Raw genomic sequence first — 16998 nt, 5'->3', positions numbered from 1 at the left:
CTCCTGTGAAAGTTGGAATTTTGAGATATAAAAATACAAACAATATGATACTGATTACAGGCGCTACCGGCAATATCGGTACTGAACTCGCAAAACAACTGGCTGCACAAGGAATTGCATTTCGTGCATTGGTCAGGTCTCCTAAAACCATTGAAGGGGCAGAGACTGTCATTGGAGATATGAGTGATAAAAATAGCCTGGCAAAGGCATTGCAGGGTGTAGAAAAAGCGTTTTTATTAACCAACTCATCAGAAGAAGCAGAACAGTTACAAAGTAATTTCGTAGAGGCCGCTATTGAAGCGGGTGTGCAACACATCGTAAAACTCTCCCAGTTTGCAGCAGCCAAAAACGCTCCTGTTCGTTTCCTGCGTTACCATGCAGCGATTGAAGAAAAGATCATTCAATCCGGTATGGCCTATACATTTTTAAGACCTAACTTATTTATGCAGGGGTTATTAGGCTTTGCAGACCTGATCAAACATACGCATCAGTTTTATGCAGCCATTGGCGATGCTGCGATTAGCCTGGTAGATATCAGGGACATTGCAGCAGTAGCGGCGATTACACTGACCCAACCCGGGCATGAAAATAAGATCTATGATCTGACAGGACCGGCAGCTATTACCCATGCAGAGATGGCAGCGTATTTATCGGCAGCGACCGGGAAGCAGATTTCGTTTGTAGATGTACCTGCGGCAGCCATGCGCCCTGCATTGATACAGGCAGGGTTTCCGGAGTGGCAGGCAGATGGACTGCTGGAAGATTATGCACACTATGCAAGAGGAGAAGCGGCGGAAATAAGTGCTGCAATTGTTGATGTGACAGGCATCCCTGCCCGCGATTTTGCTTCATTTGCCAACGGGTATGCCACGTTTTTTGCCGCATAATTCACCGCCATTTTTAGCTGTTTCACCCGGATTATTGCCTGTTGTTTTTCCTGTATGCATGACCTTTACAGCATGCATACAGGACATTACAGAGGCGGCATATTGATCTTTCTGGCAATATTGATCATTGCAGAAATCATCTGGAGCTGGAAGAAAGATAAAAAAGCTTACCAGTTGGATGAGACGATCACCAATCTGTTGATACTGGCAGGGTTTCATTTTTCTAAATTGATCTTTGCCGGGTACCAGTTGTGGATCTTAGGATTTGCAACGGATCTTGCTCCTTTTCATTTGCCACATACGTGGTATACTTTCATACTTACTTTTATTGTTGCTGATTTCATCTATTACTGGTTTCACAGGAGTTCTCATCACTGGGCACCGTTATGGGCCTTTCATCTTATTCATCATTCTTCACCGTTGATGAACCTCACAGCAGCTTACAGGCTGAACTGGTTCAGTGCATTGATCAGTCCTTTATTTTTTGTACCTGCGGCATTGATTGGATTACCGCCCGATTTTATTGTTCTTTCCTATGCGTTGAATTTATTGTACCAGTTCTTTTTGCACACGGAAGCTGTAGGTAAACTGGGACCTATTGAAGGGGTGCTGGATACACCTTCTGCACACCGGGTACATCATGGGACCAATCCCCTCTATATTGATAAAAATTTCGGCGGTGTGTTCATGATATGGGATAGGCTCTTTCATACTTACCAACCGGAGACAGAGAAAGTTCGATATGGATTAACGACCGGGTATATCAGTAAGAATCCTTTTGTACTTGTCTTTCACGGCTTCATTGCTTTATTCAGTCATAAAATAAAATTAAAACCATGAAAAAAATCTTCATTGTATTATCTATGTGCATCAGTTCATTGGCCATGGCGCAAACTGTTCCGCAAACGAACAGGGCTAACCGTCAGGCAACGGCTACACAGAATTCGACTAACAGGCAAACTACCCGTACTTCAAATGCTGACAACAGGCAGGCTGCTACTGCGGATGGTGTAGTAACAAAAGAAGAAGCCAAACAAACGGCAACGACCAATAGCGCTAACAGGCAGGCTGACCGTACGACAAATAGAAGTAACCGTGCAGCTACTGTGCAACAAAACAGGAATAACAGAAGAAATCATTGATATCCAAAAGGGGATGCTTACCACATCCCCCCTTTTTTTAGTAATTTTTTTTAGTAACAAAATAATAACCCTCCTTCCAATCCCTCCTCCCCGCTAAATAACGTAAATTTCCAGTTTGGTAAAACCCTTATAAAAACCCAACTTAATGAAAGCCCATCTGTCGTATCGCCTGCTATATATATTAGCAGCAGCACTTATTGTCGCATCCTGTCAGAAAGAGCAAGCACCTACTCCTATCGCTAACAAGGAGAAAACTGTAGCAGCAGTTACTGCAACTGCCACTACAACCTTAAGCGAGTCTTTCGAGTCGGGCACTAAAACCGCCTATGCAGTTGGCAACGTTACGCTCAGCAGTGGTAGCTGGAGCCTCAACGACGCCCTCATTGGCACACTGTCTACCGATGCTAAGAATGGTTCCCAGTCCGTTCGTATCCGCAACACCGGTACCCTCAATATGAACTTCGATGCCACCGGCGGGGCTACAACTATCTCCATTGCACACGCTGCATTCGGCTCTGATGGCAGCAGTACATGGCAACTCTGGATCTCTACCAACAGTGGCAGCTCCTACTCACAGGTAGGCAGTACTGTGACCAGTTCATCCACTACCCTATCTACTGCTACCTTCACCGTGAGTGTTACAGGCAGCTACCGGCTCTCTATCCGCAAAGTATCTGGCGGTACCAACAGGATCAACATCGATGATGTAGTTGTTTCCACAGGTACTTCGACCGGCGGTGGCGGTGGTACAACCGGCGATAACAGTCACCTGCTGTTAGGTAACCCAAGCGGTGCTGTAGCCAGCGCTGTGTACACCACCAATTACCTGTACGATGCTACTTACTACATCGAATCTTACAACAGTGTAAGAGGTACTCCCAACTGGGTTAGCTGGCACCTGAACAGTTCTGACATTGGCAGCACTTCCCGTCAGGATGATTTCCGTGCTAATACTGCATTGCCTTCCGGCTGGTACCAGGTAGGTTCTACCAGCTATTCCGGCAGTGGTTTTGACCGCGGTCACAACTGTCCTTCAGGTGACAGAACTTCTTCTGTTGCTGCAAATTCTTCTACCTTCCTGATGACCAACATGATTCCACAGGCACCGAATAATAACCAGGTTACCTGGGAAGGTTTTGAATCTTACATCAGAACCCTCGTAAGCGCAGGCAATGAATGCTACATCATTATGGGCAGCTATGGTACAGGCGGCACCGGTAGTAGCGGATCTGCCTCTACGATCGATGGTGGCAATGTAACTGTACCAAGCAATATCTGGAAAGTAGTGGTGGTAATTTCTAATGGTAACAGTGACCTGAGTCGCATCACCACTTCTACCAGGGTGATTGCAATCAATACACCGAATAATAACTCTATTGGCAGTGACTGGAAGAGCTATCGTACCAGCGTAGACGCTATTGAATCTGCTACAGGTTATGATCTGCTCTCAGCTGTATCTACTACGATACAGTCAACGATCGAAGCGCAGGTTGATAACCAGTAATTTTATTGATAAGAGAGGAAGGCACGGAGCAATTTATTAATTGAAAATGTCTCCGTTTGAAATAAAAGGAGGTTACAGAAAATGTATATTCTGTTTACATAAATATGCTCTTCAGTGCTTTGCAGTAAGGCCATAAACGCTGCTACCAGCAGGTAGCAGCGTTTATTCCCCCGGTTTCCCTAATTTCGCACTCAAATGAGTGCTGTTTTTCTGATTACACCACCCTTCACACAGCTGAATACGCCTTATCCGGCCACAGCTTATCTGAAAGGTTTCTTAAATACAAAGGGGGTCTCCTCCTTTCAGGCTGACCTTGGCATAGAAGTCATCGTGGCCCTGTTTTCCAAACAAGGTCTGGAAAAGCTTTTTGCCCATATCAACCAGCTGGAGATCCCTCATTCAGAAAATATCAGCCGCATCATTGCCCTGCAGGACGACTATATCGCCACGATCGACGATGTGATCGCATTTTTGCAAGGCAAGAACCCTACCCTCTCCCATCGCGTGTGCAAAAGGGATTTCCTCCCCGAAGCCAGCCGCTTTGCCCAACTCGAAGACCTCGACTGGGCATTTGGCTCCATGGGTAACCAGGACAAAGCCAAACACCTGGCCACCCTGTACCTGGAAGACCTCTCCGACCTCATCATGGAATGTGTGGATGAGCACTTCGGCTTTAGCCGCTATGCCGAAAAACTGGGCCGATCGGCCAATAGCTTCGACGAACTGTACACCGCCCTCCAACAGGAATATACTTATATCGACCATATCCTGATCGACCTCCTCAGCAAACACATGGAAAGGGAACAACCACAATTGGTGGCTATTTCCGTTCCTTTTCCCGGCAACCTGTACACCAGCCTCCGCTGCGGACAGTGGGTCAAGAAACACTATCCACAGGTAAAAGTAGCCATGGGTGGTGGTTTCGCCAATACAGAGCTGCGTTCACTCAGCGATCCAAGGGTATTTGAATTCTACGACTTCGTTTCCCTGGACGATGGTGAAGCGCCGATTGAACAACTCATTGCCCACATCAATGGTACGCCCACTGCTGACCTGAAGCGCACCTTCACCCTGGTAGACGACAAGGTTACCTATATCAACAACGCCAGTTGTAAGGATTATAAACAATCACAGGTAGGTACGCCGGATTACAGCGACTTCCTGTTAGATCAATATATCTCTGCGATTGAAGTAGTGAACCCCATGCACCGTATGTGGAGCGATGGCCGCTGGAACAAGCTGACCATGGCCCATGGCTGCTATTGGGGCAAGTGTACCTTCTGCGATATCTCGCTCGATTACATTCGTGTATACGAACCTATCGCAGCTGCCATGCTTTGTGACCGGATGGAAGAGATCATAGCGCAGACAGGGCAAAACGGTTTTCACTTTGTAGACGAAGCCGCACCTCCTGCCCTGATGCGCGCACTGGCACTGGAAATTATAAAAAGGAAACTGAATGTAAGCTGGTGGACGAATATCCGCTTTGAAAAAAGCTTTACCCGCGACCTTTGTCAATTGTTGAAAGAGAGCGGTTTAATTGCGGTATCCGGTGGCCTGGAAGTAGCATCGGACAGGTTGCTGGCGCTTATCCAGAAAGGTATCACCGTAGCACAGGTAGCGCAGGTGAATAAACACTTTACAGAGGCAGGCGTGATGGTACATGCTTATCTCATGTACGGCTTTCCTACTCAAACTGCACAGGAAACTATCGACTCGCTGGAAATGGTGCGCCAGATGTTCCAGGCAGGCATCTTACAATCTGCTTTCTGGCATCAGTTCACCATGACTGCACATAGCCCTGTAGGTCTGGAACCGGAGAAATTCAGTGTGAAAAAGGAAAGCGATGCCATCGGCTCATTTGCAAATAACGATATCATTCACATTGATGAAACAGGTGCAGAACATGAAACCTTTAGCTTTGGATTGAAGAAATCACTGCTGAACTTTATGCACGGCATCTGTCTGACCGATCCACTGCAAAAGTGGTTTGAGTTCAAAGTGCCAAAGACAAAAGTAGCGCCTGACTATATTGTGAAAGCGCTGGAAGAAAACGAACTGGCCACTGCCAAACCTACTGCTAAAATAGTATGGCTGGGCAAAACGCCATCCGTAGAAACCATGACTAAATCCAAGAAAGGGGCCACCTGGGAAATAGCCCTCCTCACTTTCCAGGGTAAAAAAGATAAACATACCATCAGCGTAGACCCTGACAAAGGCCAATGGCTGGCAGGTATGCTGGAACAGCTGTCTGTGCGGAACAGCAAGACCTATACACTAAAAGAAGTAATGGACCATTATACGGCTGCCGGACTGGAAGACTTTGAATTGTTCTGGGACAATAAGCCAATCAATACCTTATATAAATACGGTTTGCTGCAATTATAAAGCGGTTCCAAATATGCCTCATTTATTTTAAATTTGATATGTACTCAAAGCTTTGAATGAATGCTTGCGCCGTCCTATGAATTATCAGCCGTGTTTGCCTATGCCAGAAAGTTTTCTCTGGAACGGAATCTCTATTATATTGATAGTCAATTACTCCTTTTAGGCATCCTCGAAACCTGCACGACCGATATCGCCATCGATACCCCCGATCGCGAGAAAATGATCTTTTGGCTCAAAACCCTTTCATGGGAAAAAGCCGGGGAGCATCCTCACAAGGATACCCTGCCCCTCACTGCTGAAGCGGAAAGAATGCTGGAAAATGCCGTCTTTTATCAGAAACGATTGGGAGACAAACATTTAAATCCGCAACACATCATTCTCTCCATCTTAACGATAGAAAACCGCTGTCAATATAAACTGCAATCTTTAGGTATTGTGTATGCCTCGTACATAGACATACTGAAGGCAGACAGGAATATCGATGGGGAAATACCGCTGCATACACCCAGCATCAGGTTGCCATTTACCGCCAGGTATTATCCTCTCCTCCACTGGTTGTACAGTGCTAAAAAGAAGAAACACATCATCGAAAAATACTTCAGGGAAGCGCAGTCCTGCCTGCAATATAATGAAGGTAAAAAGTGCCGTACCCTTTGTCAGCATATCCTGCATATAGACCCGAACCATGTGAACACACTCTGGCTCACAGGTGTGTCATACAGGGCGGAGCGCAATTTTGTACAGGCACTCCCCTACTATGAAAAGGTATTGGAAAAACACAGTGCGCATACCGGGGTCATTGCCGAAGTAGCACACTGTTACAGTGAAATGGGGAACCATCATCGCGCGCTGCAATTGTACAACTATGCCCTTTCTCTCAATCCGGGATCTTCTGAACTGCTGAACAGCATTGGATTTACCTGCATTCACATGCAGCTGTTCGTAGAAGCAATCTCTTATTTCGATCAGGCCATTGCTTACGATGAAACCTGTGCTTTTGCTTATAACAATAAGGGCTATGTGCTGATGCGACTCGGGCACCCGGTACAGGCAGAAGAACTAATGTACAGATCCTTACAGTACAACAAAGGTAACGCGTACGCCTACAGGAACCTGGGTATCCTGTACACAAAACAAAAGAACATCGCTGCTGCCAGAGACATGCTCCTCACAGCAAAGCGCTATTATTTCAACCGTAAATATGGGAATGAAGTAGATGAGTTGCTCCGCAAATTACCCGCGTACGAAACTGTATAACCACTGTATACCCCTGTCATAAAAGTCTACCTTCATGAGGTATTTCCTGTAAATGAAAATGCCTGCAATAGCGGTAGAAATGCCCGCCAGTACATCTACTACATAGTGGTGACTGAGGTAGACTGCAGCAAACCATATACCTACCGTTATGATAGCAAATACAACCTGGAAGAAACGGTTTACATGGTGCCTGGAATAATACAATACGATGAGTGGATATGCAGAATGCAGGGAAGGCATGGCTGCAAATACATTCGAGCCTTTGCTATAAATAGAATGGAAAATATTTGATTGAAAGAACGCGTCAAAGCGCGCTAACCCCGCAGTATTGCCCGGTGTATTGGCGATAAACTCAAATCCATGCAGCTGCACATACCATGGTGGCGCTGCCGGAAAGGTATAGTATAACACAAATCCCAACAGGTTTACAAAGAAGAAGGTAGCCGCAAAATGCAGTAACGCCAGTCTGTCGGTAAAAAATAAATACAAGGCAAACAGTAGTGGCACCGGCACCCAGCACAGGTAAAAGATCCCTGTCATTACATCGATCCACGACTGGGAATGTGCCAGCCAGTACTCATTAGGGGTCAGTATTTGCCCGCCCTCATGAATGCCGAATAAGTTCTTCTCAAACTCATATATATCCGCTATATGCACCTTAAAGAACATGTAGTTCGGTGCGGCTTTCATATAGTCGAATATGATCCAGTAAACTAAAAAAATGGAAAATCCTATAATGAACCTACGTGTACCCCAGGATGCGTAATAGCAGCCATTAAAAATGGCAATCAGCCACACCTGGTCGGTTTTGAAGCCAACCAGGAGGGCAGAAAGTAACAGGTAGGCTATACTTGCAAGTGTAGTAAATATGATCTCTTTTCGTCCAAATCGTGTCTTACTGTTAGTCTCCACTTTCCTTATAGCTGTTCTTCTTTTTGAGGAAAATTTGATCCGAACACCCTATCCCATAATGCAGAACTTACGCCATATCCTTTATCTGCATTCTGATAATGGTGTTTCATATGGTGCTTTTTCAGTCTCTTCCAGAAAGCGTTCCTGAAATTCAGGTGATGTAATGCGTAATGGGAAATATCATAAAACAGGTACCCCGTCATAAAACCGGCAAAGAAACCATACAGGTAATTAACAGGTATGAGTGCCCTGAACAGGAAAAAGAATCCTATTGCCAGCGGAACGCTCACCGAAGGAGGCATTACCAGTCGCAGCGCATCATTTGGGTAATCGTGATGCACACCATGAAATATAAAATGCAGCCTCAGACCCCATTTGGATTTAGGCACAAAGTGAAATACAAATCTGTGTAGTACGTATTCAGTCAAAGTCCAGAAAAACAGACCACCCAATGCTGACAGCAGGAACACCGGCACCCCTGCATCTGTATGGGTCAGTCCATAATAACATACATAACTGATCACAGGGATATACAGGATCAGTGGTACACTGAAATGTACCTTGGATAATGCCTCCATAAGCCCATTCTTAAACATGGGTACTGACTCCGTTGAATTGGAAACATATTGCTTTTTCATCACTCTAAATCTATTATATGTGGTGTTTTAACTGACTTAAGGTTTGATCTGTTCCTTAACTTCTTTACCAGTCACCATGTCTTTCCCTTTCAGCTCAATGTATAGTACATTCGGATGCCAGAAGGTACCGCCATCGATCTCTATATAAATACGGTCCAGCACAGCCAGTGAATTTCCGATCTTAGCATACACATGGTAATCGGGTTGGCCGGTAGGTTTCATCAGGTACAGGTCTTTTTTTGCATAAGCTACGGAATGTAATTCATATTTCCCCTGTCCCAGGTCCTTTACTTTAATTCCGTAGGCAAATTTACGTTGTATATAGTTCAGTGGCTTCTTTTCACCTCCATCTGCATAACGGATCCAGTATACATTTACCGGGTCATCAGCATCCAGCTTACCATCTACTATATTCAGGTCGTATACGATCGTATTAGTGTTGGGCGTACGTTGAATATAAAATAACTGTCCTGGTTCATTGGGCGTTGGAAAATTAGGCTCTTTAAATGCCATCGCCGGCAGTAACAGGGCTGCAACCAACAGTACTTTTACAGTAGTGGCCGCACCTCTGATCACCCTGGTTACCTGGTCCTGTTTGTCCAGTGCAATCTTCGCATCGCGCATTCTGCCGATGGCAGTAATGTTCGTCATTACCGCCATGATAAACAGCGGGAATGTAAAGATAGAAATGGTTTCAAAAATATGGAAAGGGATACCTGGTACAAACAGTTTGTAATCGCCACCGATAAAGTGGGCCGTGATACCGCAGGTGATCGCTGACAAAGAGATCACTACGATACGTTCCGGACGCTGCATCAGGCCACCTTTGCATTCAATGCCCAGCCCCTCTGCCCTTGCACGGGTATAGCTCACCATCATAGAACCGATCATGGCTACAAATGCTGCCAGTGAACTCAGGAAATAATGATGTCCTACCAGGTAATAACAAATACCCAGGAACAGCACCATTTCGCTATACCTGTCCAGCACCGAATCGAAGAAGGCTCCAAAGCGGGATCCCATATTGCCCAATCTGGCCACCTGTCCATCCAGCATATCAAACAGACCTGCGAAGAGGGTCAGCGCACCAGCCCAACCTACATACGACAGGTCTCCCCTGTTTCCTTCTTCCACGCCGGTCACAAAGATGATCACCACCCCTATGTTCAGCAGAAACCCTACCAGGGTCACGATATTAGGCGTAAAGCCTATCTTTATCAACCCTTTCACTACAGGATTGATAACCAAATAAATCAATTGTTGTAACTGGTCTCTCAATGACTTTTTCATACTCAGACTTTTTAACCTTGCTGTTAAAAATCGAACCGTACACGTGTTCTGATACCCCAGTTGGCTACTCCAGGATTGTTCAGATAAGTGAACCTTCTTACAAGGTCTACACGGAACAGTTTAAAAATGTTAGAAATGCCCACACTACCCTCTATATAAGGTTCTTTGCCCAACGTATATGTAAAGGATGAACCGTCAGAATATTTTGAAAACTGAATCAGATCCGGATTGTTGGAAGGATTATTTTCAGAACGTAAACCTCCATACAAAATCTTTCCAGCGAGCACTTCACGCCATTTCAATTTCTTGAACAGCGGAATTTTGTTAAAGATAAAACCATTAAAGTTATGGTCGATGTTTAATCCTATATAGTGATCACTCACAAACTCCAGGAAGTTCATGAGGTTGTAACTTTCCAGCTGGTAAGCATACGTCTGGTTCGCTCTGTGAATAGACAGTAATGGATAAGGCAGGTGATTACCAAAGATATTACCACCTTCCAATACCACTTCGCTGAAGCCCAGCTGCCCCAGGTAACACATCTTGTAAATGTTCAGCGTTACGTTCTGGTAATTGTATGCGCTGTTCGCAATTCCTTTCACGCCTGCGATACCTCTCAGGGTGAAGATAGGGTACTTGTTTGGCAGCGGAATACGGAAGCTTTTGCCCTGATAGAACTTTTCATTTGGCGCCCAGCGCAGTTCTGTGCTAAACTCTGCCGTAGTCAGGTCATTAACAGGTGTATTCGGTTCGCTTCCTTTATAGTATGCCAGGCTACCGGCTGGTGATTGTATCCAATGTTTGAATCCAACCTGATAACTGAAGTGGTTAGTAAACTCCTGCAGGAAGGTCAGATTGAAGATCTTGTTATACAGCCACTTGTCGTTGTTACCACGTTTGAATGACAGCAGGAAGTTATCTTCCTGAACAAACTGTAATTCCTGACCGGGGATCTTTGTTTCGTGCTGATAATTAGCTTTCAGTGCTACTACCGGCCAGTCGTAAATAGACTTATGGTTAAAGGCGTATGCACCACCCACGTAATACTTCCATTTCTCATCTTTTAAACCATAGGCGGCATAAGATTCGAAGTACAGGCTTTTGCTCAGCTTAGGAGTGGTTCTGCCACCCAGGCGGGGGCGGAAACCTTCAACCGGGTTGAAGCTATAGAAAGTATTGACCGGACCAATTTCGAAATAAGGACCTGCCTGCTTGTAACCTGCCAGCAACAGTGTGAGGATGTCAGCAGTACGCTTGAAAGATTTCATGTGTTGCAGACTGTCGATATTGGAATACACTTTAGATTCCGCAGTAGACAGGGAATCGTGCCTGTTCTGTACCCAAAAGTCATCTCCATGCTGCACTGTTTTCTCATCTTCTACTACAGCAGGGCCGTTGTAAAATTCTGATGGCTTCGGCTGGTTGATGGCCATATCCCTGATAGATACAGTACGCTCACCGTAGATACCGCTACTCCCTTTGAAGATGCCGAAGTCGGCCATCAGCGTTTGTTTGCTGGTATAATAGCGGCCATCGGTGGTCTTCTGGAAATCAAAGTACAGGTGGAAATCTCTCACCCAGTTCAGGTTAATTTCTTTATTCGCAGTCATATCCGCTTTTTGCACGGCATAGTTACCGTCTAAAGTGATGAACAGTTCCCCTTCCAGCAATAAGTCAGTCTTGTTACGGGGGTAGAACTCCAGTTTAATCAGCTTGGTGCTGTCTGGTGCTACGATGGTATCAGCGATATAGAATTTATAAAAAGTAGGTGCAGAGTTGGCAATCGGGCTCAGGAACTGGTTTGTGAACAGCATCAGCTGGTTATCGTAGATATCTACGTCCTGGTAGATGTGGTTCAGGTATTGGCTCAGGCCCCTGTTATCAATAAAGTTTTCGAAGCTCACTTTCTTATCGCCCGTCACGATAGTCTTCTTTTTCTCCGGATCACGGCGATAGTATACATCGGCCAGTTTTTCTTCCAGGTAGATAGGCAGAATAGATTTGCCTGCGAACTTGGTGGTATCCTGGTTCTCAAAAATGAATTTATACTTACGGGTCAGACGACCGTTGCTAATCTTTTCAGAGAGGTTACTCAGTGCGAATTCCAGTTTTTCGTACTGGTTGTATTGGGCATAGTCAAAATGCGTCATCCGGTTTTTTTCCCTGTTCTCGATTACGAGGCGGATCAGCTCCACAGCTGGGTTATCCTTGTTGCGATAACGCTCTTTTTTCTTTTTAACTACAAACTCATTCAGGTTCTTGGCTGTACTTTCCAGCTGAATATTAATGGTTTGAACAATACCGGGAGTAATTTTCCGGGTTACACTCTTATAACCCATGTAAGCAAAGCGGATACTATCTCTCGTAATAGATACATCCAGCTGATACTTGCCATCTGCGCTGGTACCCGTACCGATGGAAGTGCCAGGAACAAAAACGTTTACAAAAGGCAGCGGAGCCCCCGTGCGGCTATCAGTAATAAGCCCTTTCACGGTGGTGGTCGTTTGTGCGAATACCGAACTAAAGCCAGAGACGAGCAATAAAAGAATTCCGGATACTATATTTTTAAATCCATTCATTAACCAAAATCATTTAAAAACAAACCGCTTTTGCATTCCATAGTTATACCCGACGGCGGTAATAACCGATGCCATAACCACAGCCACGCGCTGATCTATAGCGGTATAATTTGTCAATACCCAAAAGCAGGTAGTATTGACTATCAGGTTTCCGAACCAGACAATGATATATTTAATGGCTTGCCAGTTCCACTTATCGTTTCCCTTTTGGTATACCCACTTCCTATTGATTATAAAGTTGGTAATCCCTCCACAGGCCACTCCTGTCACATTGGCAGCTACACCATATCCTTCCCACATATATAATAGTAAAAAGGATACCGAAAATTGCACTCCGGTCGCTACCAGTGCCGAAGCTTGTGCTTTAATAAATCGCATATGGTCTACAATTGTGCAAAACGCGTACCCAAACCTTCTAAAACAGATGTATGGCCAGTTGCAACAAAATATTGGAATAGATACCTGCTACAATATCGTCCATCATTACCCCTAGTCCTCCCGGAAGAGCCTCTGTGCGCCTGATATATAAAGGTTTTACTATATCAAAAAAACGAAATAATACCAATCCGGCCAACATATATGCCGGAGTGACAGGCACGAACAGGACGGTTACGAACATGCCGGCGACTTCGTCTATTACCACTTTTTTGTCGTCTTTGCCCCAATATGGTTCTACTGCCGTACCAGACCAGATTCCTAACAAGGTGATGGCTACTGTAAACAGCACCGTCCAAAAGTTGCTAGGATGGCCACCAGCCAAAAACAGGTACCAGACCAGAGCGGCGACTGCAGCTGCAACCGTTCCTCCGCCCTTACCAATGTATCCAATGCCAAGGCTGGTGGCGATTAATTTGTGTATTCTTATCATTCAGTATCAAAAATTCCTTCGTAATAGTCCAGTCCCAGATGCGTGATCAGATCTTCACCCATCAGGTAGCGCAAGGTATTTTGCAGCTTGATAAGCTGTTTGAAAATATCATGTTCAGGACGTAAGCCAGGGGCAGTCTGAGGAGATTTCAGGTAGAATGAAAGCCATTCCTGTATGCCGCTCATGCCTGCACGCTTAGCAAAGTCAATAAATAATGCGAGGTCCAGTACGATCGGTGCGGCCAAAATTGAATCACGGCACAGGAAGTTTACTTTAATCTGCATTTTATACCCTAACCAGCCGAAGATGTCGATGTTATCCCAGCTTTCCTTATTATCCTTGCGCGGCGGATAATAGTTAATACGGATTTTGTGGTAAAGGTCACCGTAAAGATCAGGATATTCTTCCGGACTTAAAATATCTTCTAAAACACCGAGCTTGGAAACTTCCTTGGTTTTGAAGTTGTCAGGATCGTCTAACACCCATCCATCGCGGTTTCCGAGGATGTTGGTGCTGAACCAGCCTTCCATACCCAGGGCTCTCGCCTGCAGACCCGGCGCCAGAATTGTCTTCATCAGGGTCTGACCAGTCTTGAAATCTTTACCTGCAATCGGGGTCTTGGTCTGGTGAGCCAGCTCTACCAGGGCCGGAATGTCGCAGGTCAGGTTAGGTGCACCGTTGGCAAAAGGTACGCCCAGTTTTAGTGCCGCATACGCGTAAATCATACTGGGAGCAATTCTTGCATCGTTGTCTTTCAATCCCTGCTCAAATGCTGCCAGGGAGTTGTGCACGTCTGCTGCCTGATGGTAAATTTCAGTAGAACCACACCATACCATTACGACACGGTCACAGTTATTTTTCTGCTGGAAGGTTTTGATGTCTTCCATCACCATCTGTGCCAGGTCATAACGCGTCTTGAAATCCTTTACATGTGTGCCATCCAGGTTTTTAACAAAGTTTTTGTCAAAAGCTGCCTTCATCGGAACGATGGCTTCCAGCTCGGGTTTAATTGCTTCAATCTGAAACCTATCTAATACTTCAGCTTTTACCGCTGCTGTATACACGTTATCTTCATAAACATCCCAGCCGCCGAAGACGATATCTTCCAGCTTGGCTAAGGGAACAAAATCTTTGATCAATGGATTGTTATTGTCTGTTCTCTTACCCAGACGAATGTGTCCCATTTGTGTTACCGATCCAATTGGCTTGGAAAAGCCTTTGTTAACAGCTAACACCCCAGCTATGAAAGTGGTTGCTACTGCGCCAAGGCCTGGCATCAGTACTCCCAGCTTCCCGTTTGCGTCTTTAATTTGATGTTTCATTTTCTTTTTGCCTCTTTGTTTTTCAATTAGTGAACGTTTGTTATAACCAGTGGTTCCCGGTATACCAGTCCAGTGTTTCCCTCATTCCTTCCTCGAGGGAGAAGTAAGGCTGGTACCCAAGTTCTCTTTGTATACGTATTATGCTACAGTTCCAGTTTTGGGCAGTCAGCTCATTTAACCGGTCCCTATTTAACAACGGCATGCCCTTACTTGTTGCCTCAGCCATTACAGCTATCCACCGGATCAATGTTAATGGCATGTGAATACGTAGTGTTTTGATGCCTAACAATCGTTTCGTCACTTTGGCCAATGCATAACGATCATAACTATTCCCGTCAGAAACATCATAACAGGTATGTATAATTTGTCCATTGAGCGCGCAAATGGCAGCCTGTGCCACATCTTTTACATAGACAAAACTCAACTGCTGGGGGCCTTTTCCCATATAGGGTTCCAATCGCCAGCCATACGTTTTAAACAACACAAACAGGTCCTTGTCCCGGGGGCCGTAGATGGCCGTAGGGCGCAATACTACCCAGGGGATCTGTGCATATTGCTTCAGGAGGTTTTCTGCCAGCAGTTTACTCTTACCATACAGCGTCACGGGTGCGGGCGATAATTCATCCTGCTCCGGCCATTTTGCTTCATAAGCTTTTGGCCCTACTGCTGCCAGACTACTGAAATACACAAACCTGTTCAGTTCAATACCTGATTGTACGATTGCTTTCAGGAGGTTTTCTGTATACGTAGCATTGACCTCGTTGAAAGCGGCTTCGTTCTTAGCACGGGTAGCGCCAGCAGCGTGAATGATATCACTATATTGCTGTTCCTGTAGCAAGGCTGCCATGGCAGGTACATTGCGAAAATCCAGGTGCACGAAAGAGATCTCCAGATGTTGTAAATGTGTTACATCACTAGAGGGCCTTACTCCTGCGTGCACTTCCATTCCTGCTGCCAGTGCAGCGTCGATTAAATGGAAACCCAGAAACCCGCTTGCACCTGTAATCAATACCTTTTTACTCATATCGCTTTCTCGTAAATCCTGTATCGCTTGTATGGTACGCCGTTCACAGCCTGTATTGCACTGTTCATCAGGTCATTCTGTTCAAGTATCCAGGAGGCTTCTGCCACATTGATACCCTTACGGCGACATTCTTTGATGATGCGGCCGTAGAAGACTGCTTCCACTCCCAGCTTACGAACAGGTTCCAGCACGCCCAGTGCTATTACCCGTACACTTTTGATCTTACCCTTGCCCAGCAAGAGTTTGAAAAGGCCCGTAGGCAGTAATCGTCCTCTGCGGATCTTGATCAGCACCTTGTTCAGATCGGGAATACAGAGGGAAAAACCTACTATCTGTCCATCCCTTTCTGCCACGATACACAGATCCGGATCCATTATTAATTTCAGGTCCTTAGCCAGATACGCGAATTCATTGTCTGTCATAGGAACGAATCCAAAGTTCTTATCCCATGCTTTATTATACACTTCTTTGATCTTCGCTACCTCATCGTCGAACTTCTTCAGGTTTACTTTGCGTATGACGATATTTCGCTGGGCGAGTCTGTTTTCCAGCATCTGCATCATACGCAGCGGTTTATCTTCTACGGCTTCGGCAGTTACCTGCCATGCGATCAGTGTCACATTTTCTATCATCTCAGCGGCCTGAATCAGGTCTATGTAATAAGGGCGATTGTAAGTCATCATCACGACTGGTGCACTGTCAAATCCTTCGATCAGTAGCCCACAGGTTTCATTGGTAGAGAAATTCACTGGTCCGATGATGGTAGATAATCCCTGTTTCTTTAACCATTCTGCTGCTGCATTGAACAGCGCATTGCTCACAGTCACATCAGGGATACATTCAAAAAATCCGAAGAAACCATCGTTGGTGCCATTGAACGCGTTGTGATTACGATTGTTGATAGCGGCTATACGGCCTACTATTTTTTTGTCACGAAAAGCGAGAAACAGTTGTATTTGTGAATGTTCGTGGAAAGGATGCTTGCCCGGCGTTAAAAGATCGCGTTGTGCAATAAACAACTCGGGCACATATAAGGGATCATTGCTGTATAGGTCATGCGGGAAGTCAATGAATAATTTCATTTGCTGTTTAGTGCTCACCGGTTCGATAACGGGTGCGCTTCCTCTGACTACAGTGGTTGTGGCGGTAACGGAAGGTGTCTGTATGGTGTCCATTATTATTTGCTT

15 protein-coding genes are annotated in these 16998 nt (G+C 45.4%); 6 read left to right on the top strand and 9 right to left on the bottom strand.

The genetic code is table 11. From position 1 onward, the window contains the following. The first annotated feature begins 44 nt into the window (after positions 1 to 44). The 6 genes from SIO70_RS13015 to SIO70_RS12990 all read left to right on the top strand — a co-directional run bounded on the left by SIO70_RS13015 (position 45) and on the right by SIO70_RS12990 (position 7178). Complete coding sequence (locus tag SIO70_RS13015; RefSeq protein ID WP_320581285.1) at positions 45 to 887, top strand: SDR family oxidoreductase; 843 nt, start codon at positions 45 to 47, stop codon at positions 885 to 887. A gap of 72 nt (positions 888 to 959) precedes the next feature. After that, positions 960 to 1727, top strand: a complete 768-nt coding sequence (locus SIO70_RS13010) for a sterol desaturase family protein (protein WP_320581284.1) — start codon at positions 960 to 962, stop codon at positions 1725 to 1727. Continuing rightward, positions 1724 to 2029 (top strand): hypothetical protein, encoded by a 306-nt coding sequence (locus SIO70_RS13005; protein ID WP_320581283.1) that lies wholly within the window; start codon positions 1724 to 1726, stop codon positions 2027 to 2029. Before SIO70_RS13010 ends, SIO70_RS13005 begins: the two co-directional genes overlap by 4 nt. A 145-nt stretch (positions 2030 to 2174) precedes the next feature. After that, complete coding sequence (locus SIO70_RS13000) at positions 2175 to 3533, top strand: DNA/RNA non-specific endonuclease (protein WP_320581282.1); 1359 nt, start codon at positions 2175 to 2177, stop codon at positions 3531 to 3533. Between the two features lie 195 nt (positions 3534 to 3728). After that, a complete protein-coding gene (locus tag SIO70_RS12995; RefSeq protein ID WP_320581281.1) occupies positions 3729 to 5921 on the top strand; it encodes a B12-binding domain-containing radical SAM protein in 2193 nt (730 codons plus the stop codon). Positions 5922 to 5981: 60 nt separating this feature from the next. Further along, complete coding sequence (locus SIO70_RS12990; RefSeq protein ID WP_320581280.1) at positions 5982 to 7178, top strand: tetratricopeptide repeat protein; 1197 nt, start codon at positions 5982 to 5984, stop codon at positions 7176 to 7178. On the opposite strand, the gene SIO70_RS12985 is transcribed toward SIO70_RS12990, so the two are convergent. The 9 genes from SIO70_RS12985 to SIO70_RS12945 are packed head-to-tail and all read right to left on the bottom strand — an operon-like array spanning position 7155 to position 16986. Continuing rightward, the gene (locus SIO70_RS12985; RefSeq protein ID WP_320581279.1) at positions 7155 to 8090 is read right to left on the bottom strand and encodes a phosphatase PAP2 family protein; all 936 of its coding nucleotides are present in this window, start codon (positions 8088 to 8090) and stop codon (positions 7155 to 7157) included. The genes SIO70_RS12990 and SIO70_RS12985 overlap by 24 nt on opposite strands. A gap of 5 nt (positions 8091 to 8095) precedes the next feature. Further along, positions 8096 to 8728 (bottom strand): sterol desaturase family protein, encoded by a 633-nt coding sequence (locus SIO70_RS12980; protein WP_320581278.1) that lies wholly within the window; start codon positions 8726 to 8728, stop codon positions 8096 to 8098. Between the two features lie 36 nt (positions 8729 to 8764). Beyond that, the gene (locus SIO70_RS12975) at positions 8765 to 10018 is read right to left on the bottom strand and encodes a DUF4833 domain-containing protein (RefSeq protein ID WP_320581277.1); all 1254 of its coding nucleotides are present in this window, start codon (positions 10016 to 10018) and stop codon (positions 8765 to 8767) included. A gap of 23 nt (positions 10019 to 10041) precedes the next feature. Continuing rightward, positions 10042 to 12597: a DUF5686 and carboxypeptidase-like regulatory domain-containing protein gene (locus tag SIO70_RS12970; protein ID WP_320581276.1), complete on the bottom strand. Its 2556-nt coding sequence runs from the start codon at positions 12595 to 12597 to the stop codon at positions 10042 to 10044. A 9-nt stretch (positions 12598 to 12606) separates the two neighbouring features. Further along, entirely contained in the window at positions 12607 to 12975 is a 369-nt protein-coding gene (locus tag SIO70_RS12965) for a GtrA family protein (RefSeq protein ID WP_320581275.1), read from the bottom strand. A 37-nt stretch (positions 12976 to 13012) separates the two neighbouring features. Next, positions 13013 to 13465: a phosphatidylglycerophosphatase A gene (locus SIO70_RS12960; RefSeq protein WP_320581274.1), complete on the bottom strand. Its 453-nt coding sequence runs from the start codon at positions 13463 to 13465 to the stop codon at positions 13013 to 13015. After that, positions 13462 to 14787, bottom strand: coding sequence for an inositol-3-phosphate synthase (locus SIO70_RS12955; protein ID WP_320581273.1), 1326 nt, complete (start codon positions 14785 to 14787; stop codon positions 13462 to 13464). The genes SIO70_RS12960 and SIO70_RS12955 overlap by 4 nt, the downstream gene beginning before the upstream one ends. Before the next feature lie 40 nt (positions 14788 to 14827). Beyond that, positions 14828 to 15811: an NAD(P)-dependent oxidoreductase gene (locus SIO70_RS12950; RefSeq protein WP_320581272.1), complete on the bottom strand. Its 984-nt coding sequence runs from the start codon at positions 15809 to 15811 to the stop codon at positions 14828 to 14830. Beyond that, complete coding sequence (locus SIO70_RS12945) at positions 15808 to 16986, bottom strand: hypothetical protein (RefSeq protein ID WP_320581271.1); 1179 nt, start codon at positions 16984 to 16986, stop codon at positions 15808 to 15810. Before SIO70_RS12945 ends, SIO70_RS12950 begins: the two co-directional genes overlap by 4 nt. Positions 16987 to 16998: the final 12 nt, after the last annotated feature.

The sequence above is a fragment of the Chitinophaga sancti genome (assembly GCF_034087045.1).
GTDB lineage: Bacteria > Bacteroidota > Bacteroidia > Chitinophagales > Chitinophagaceae > Chitinophaga > Chitinophaga sancti_B.
This window is presented reverse-complemented; position numbering and strand designations above follow the sequence as displayed.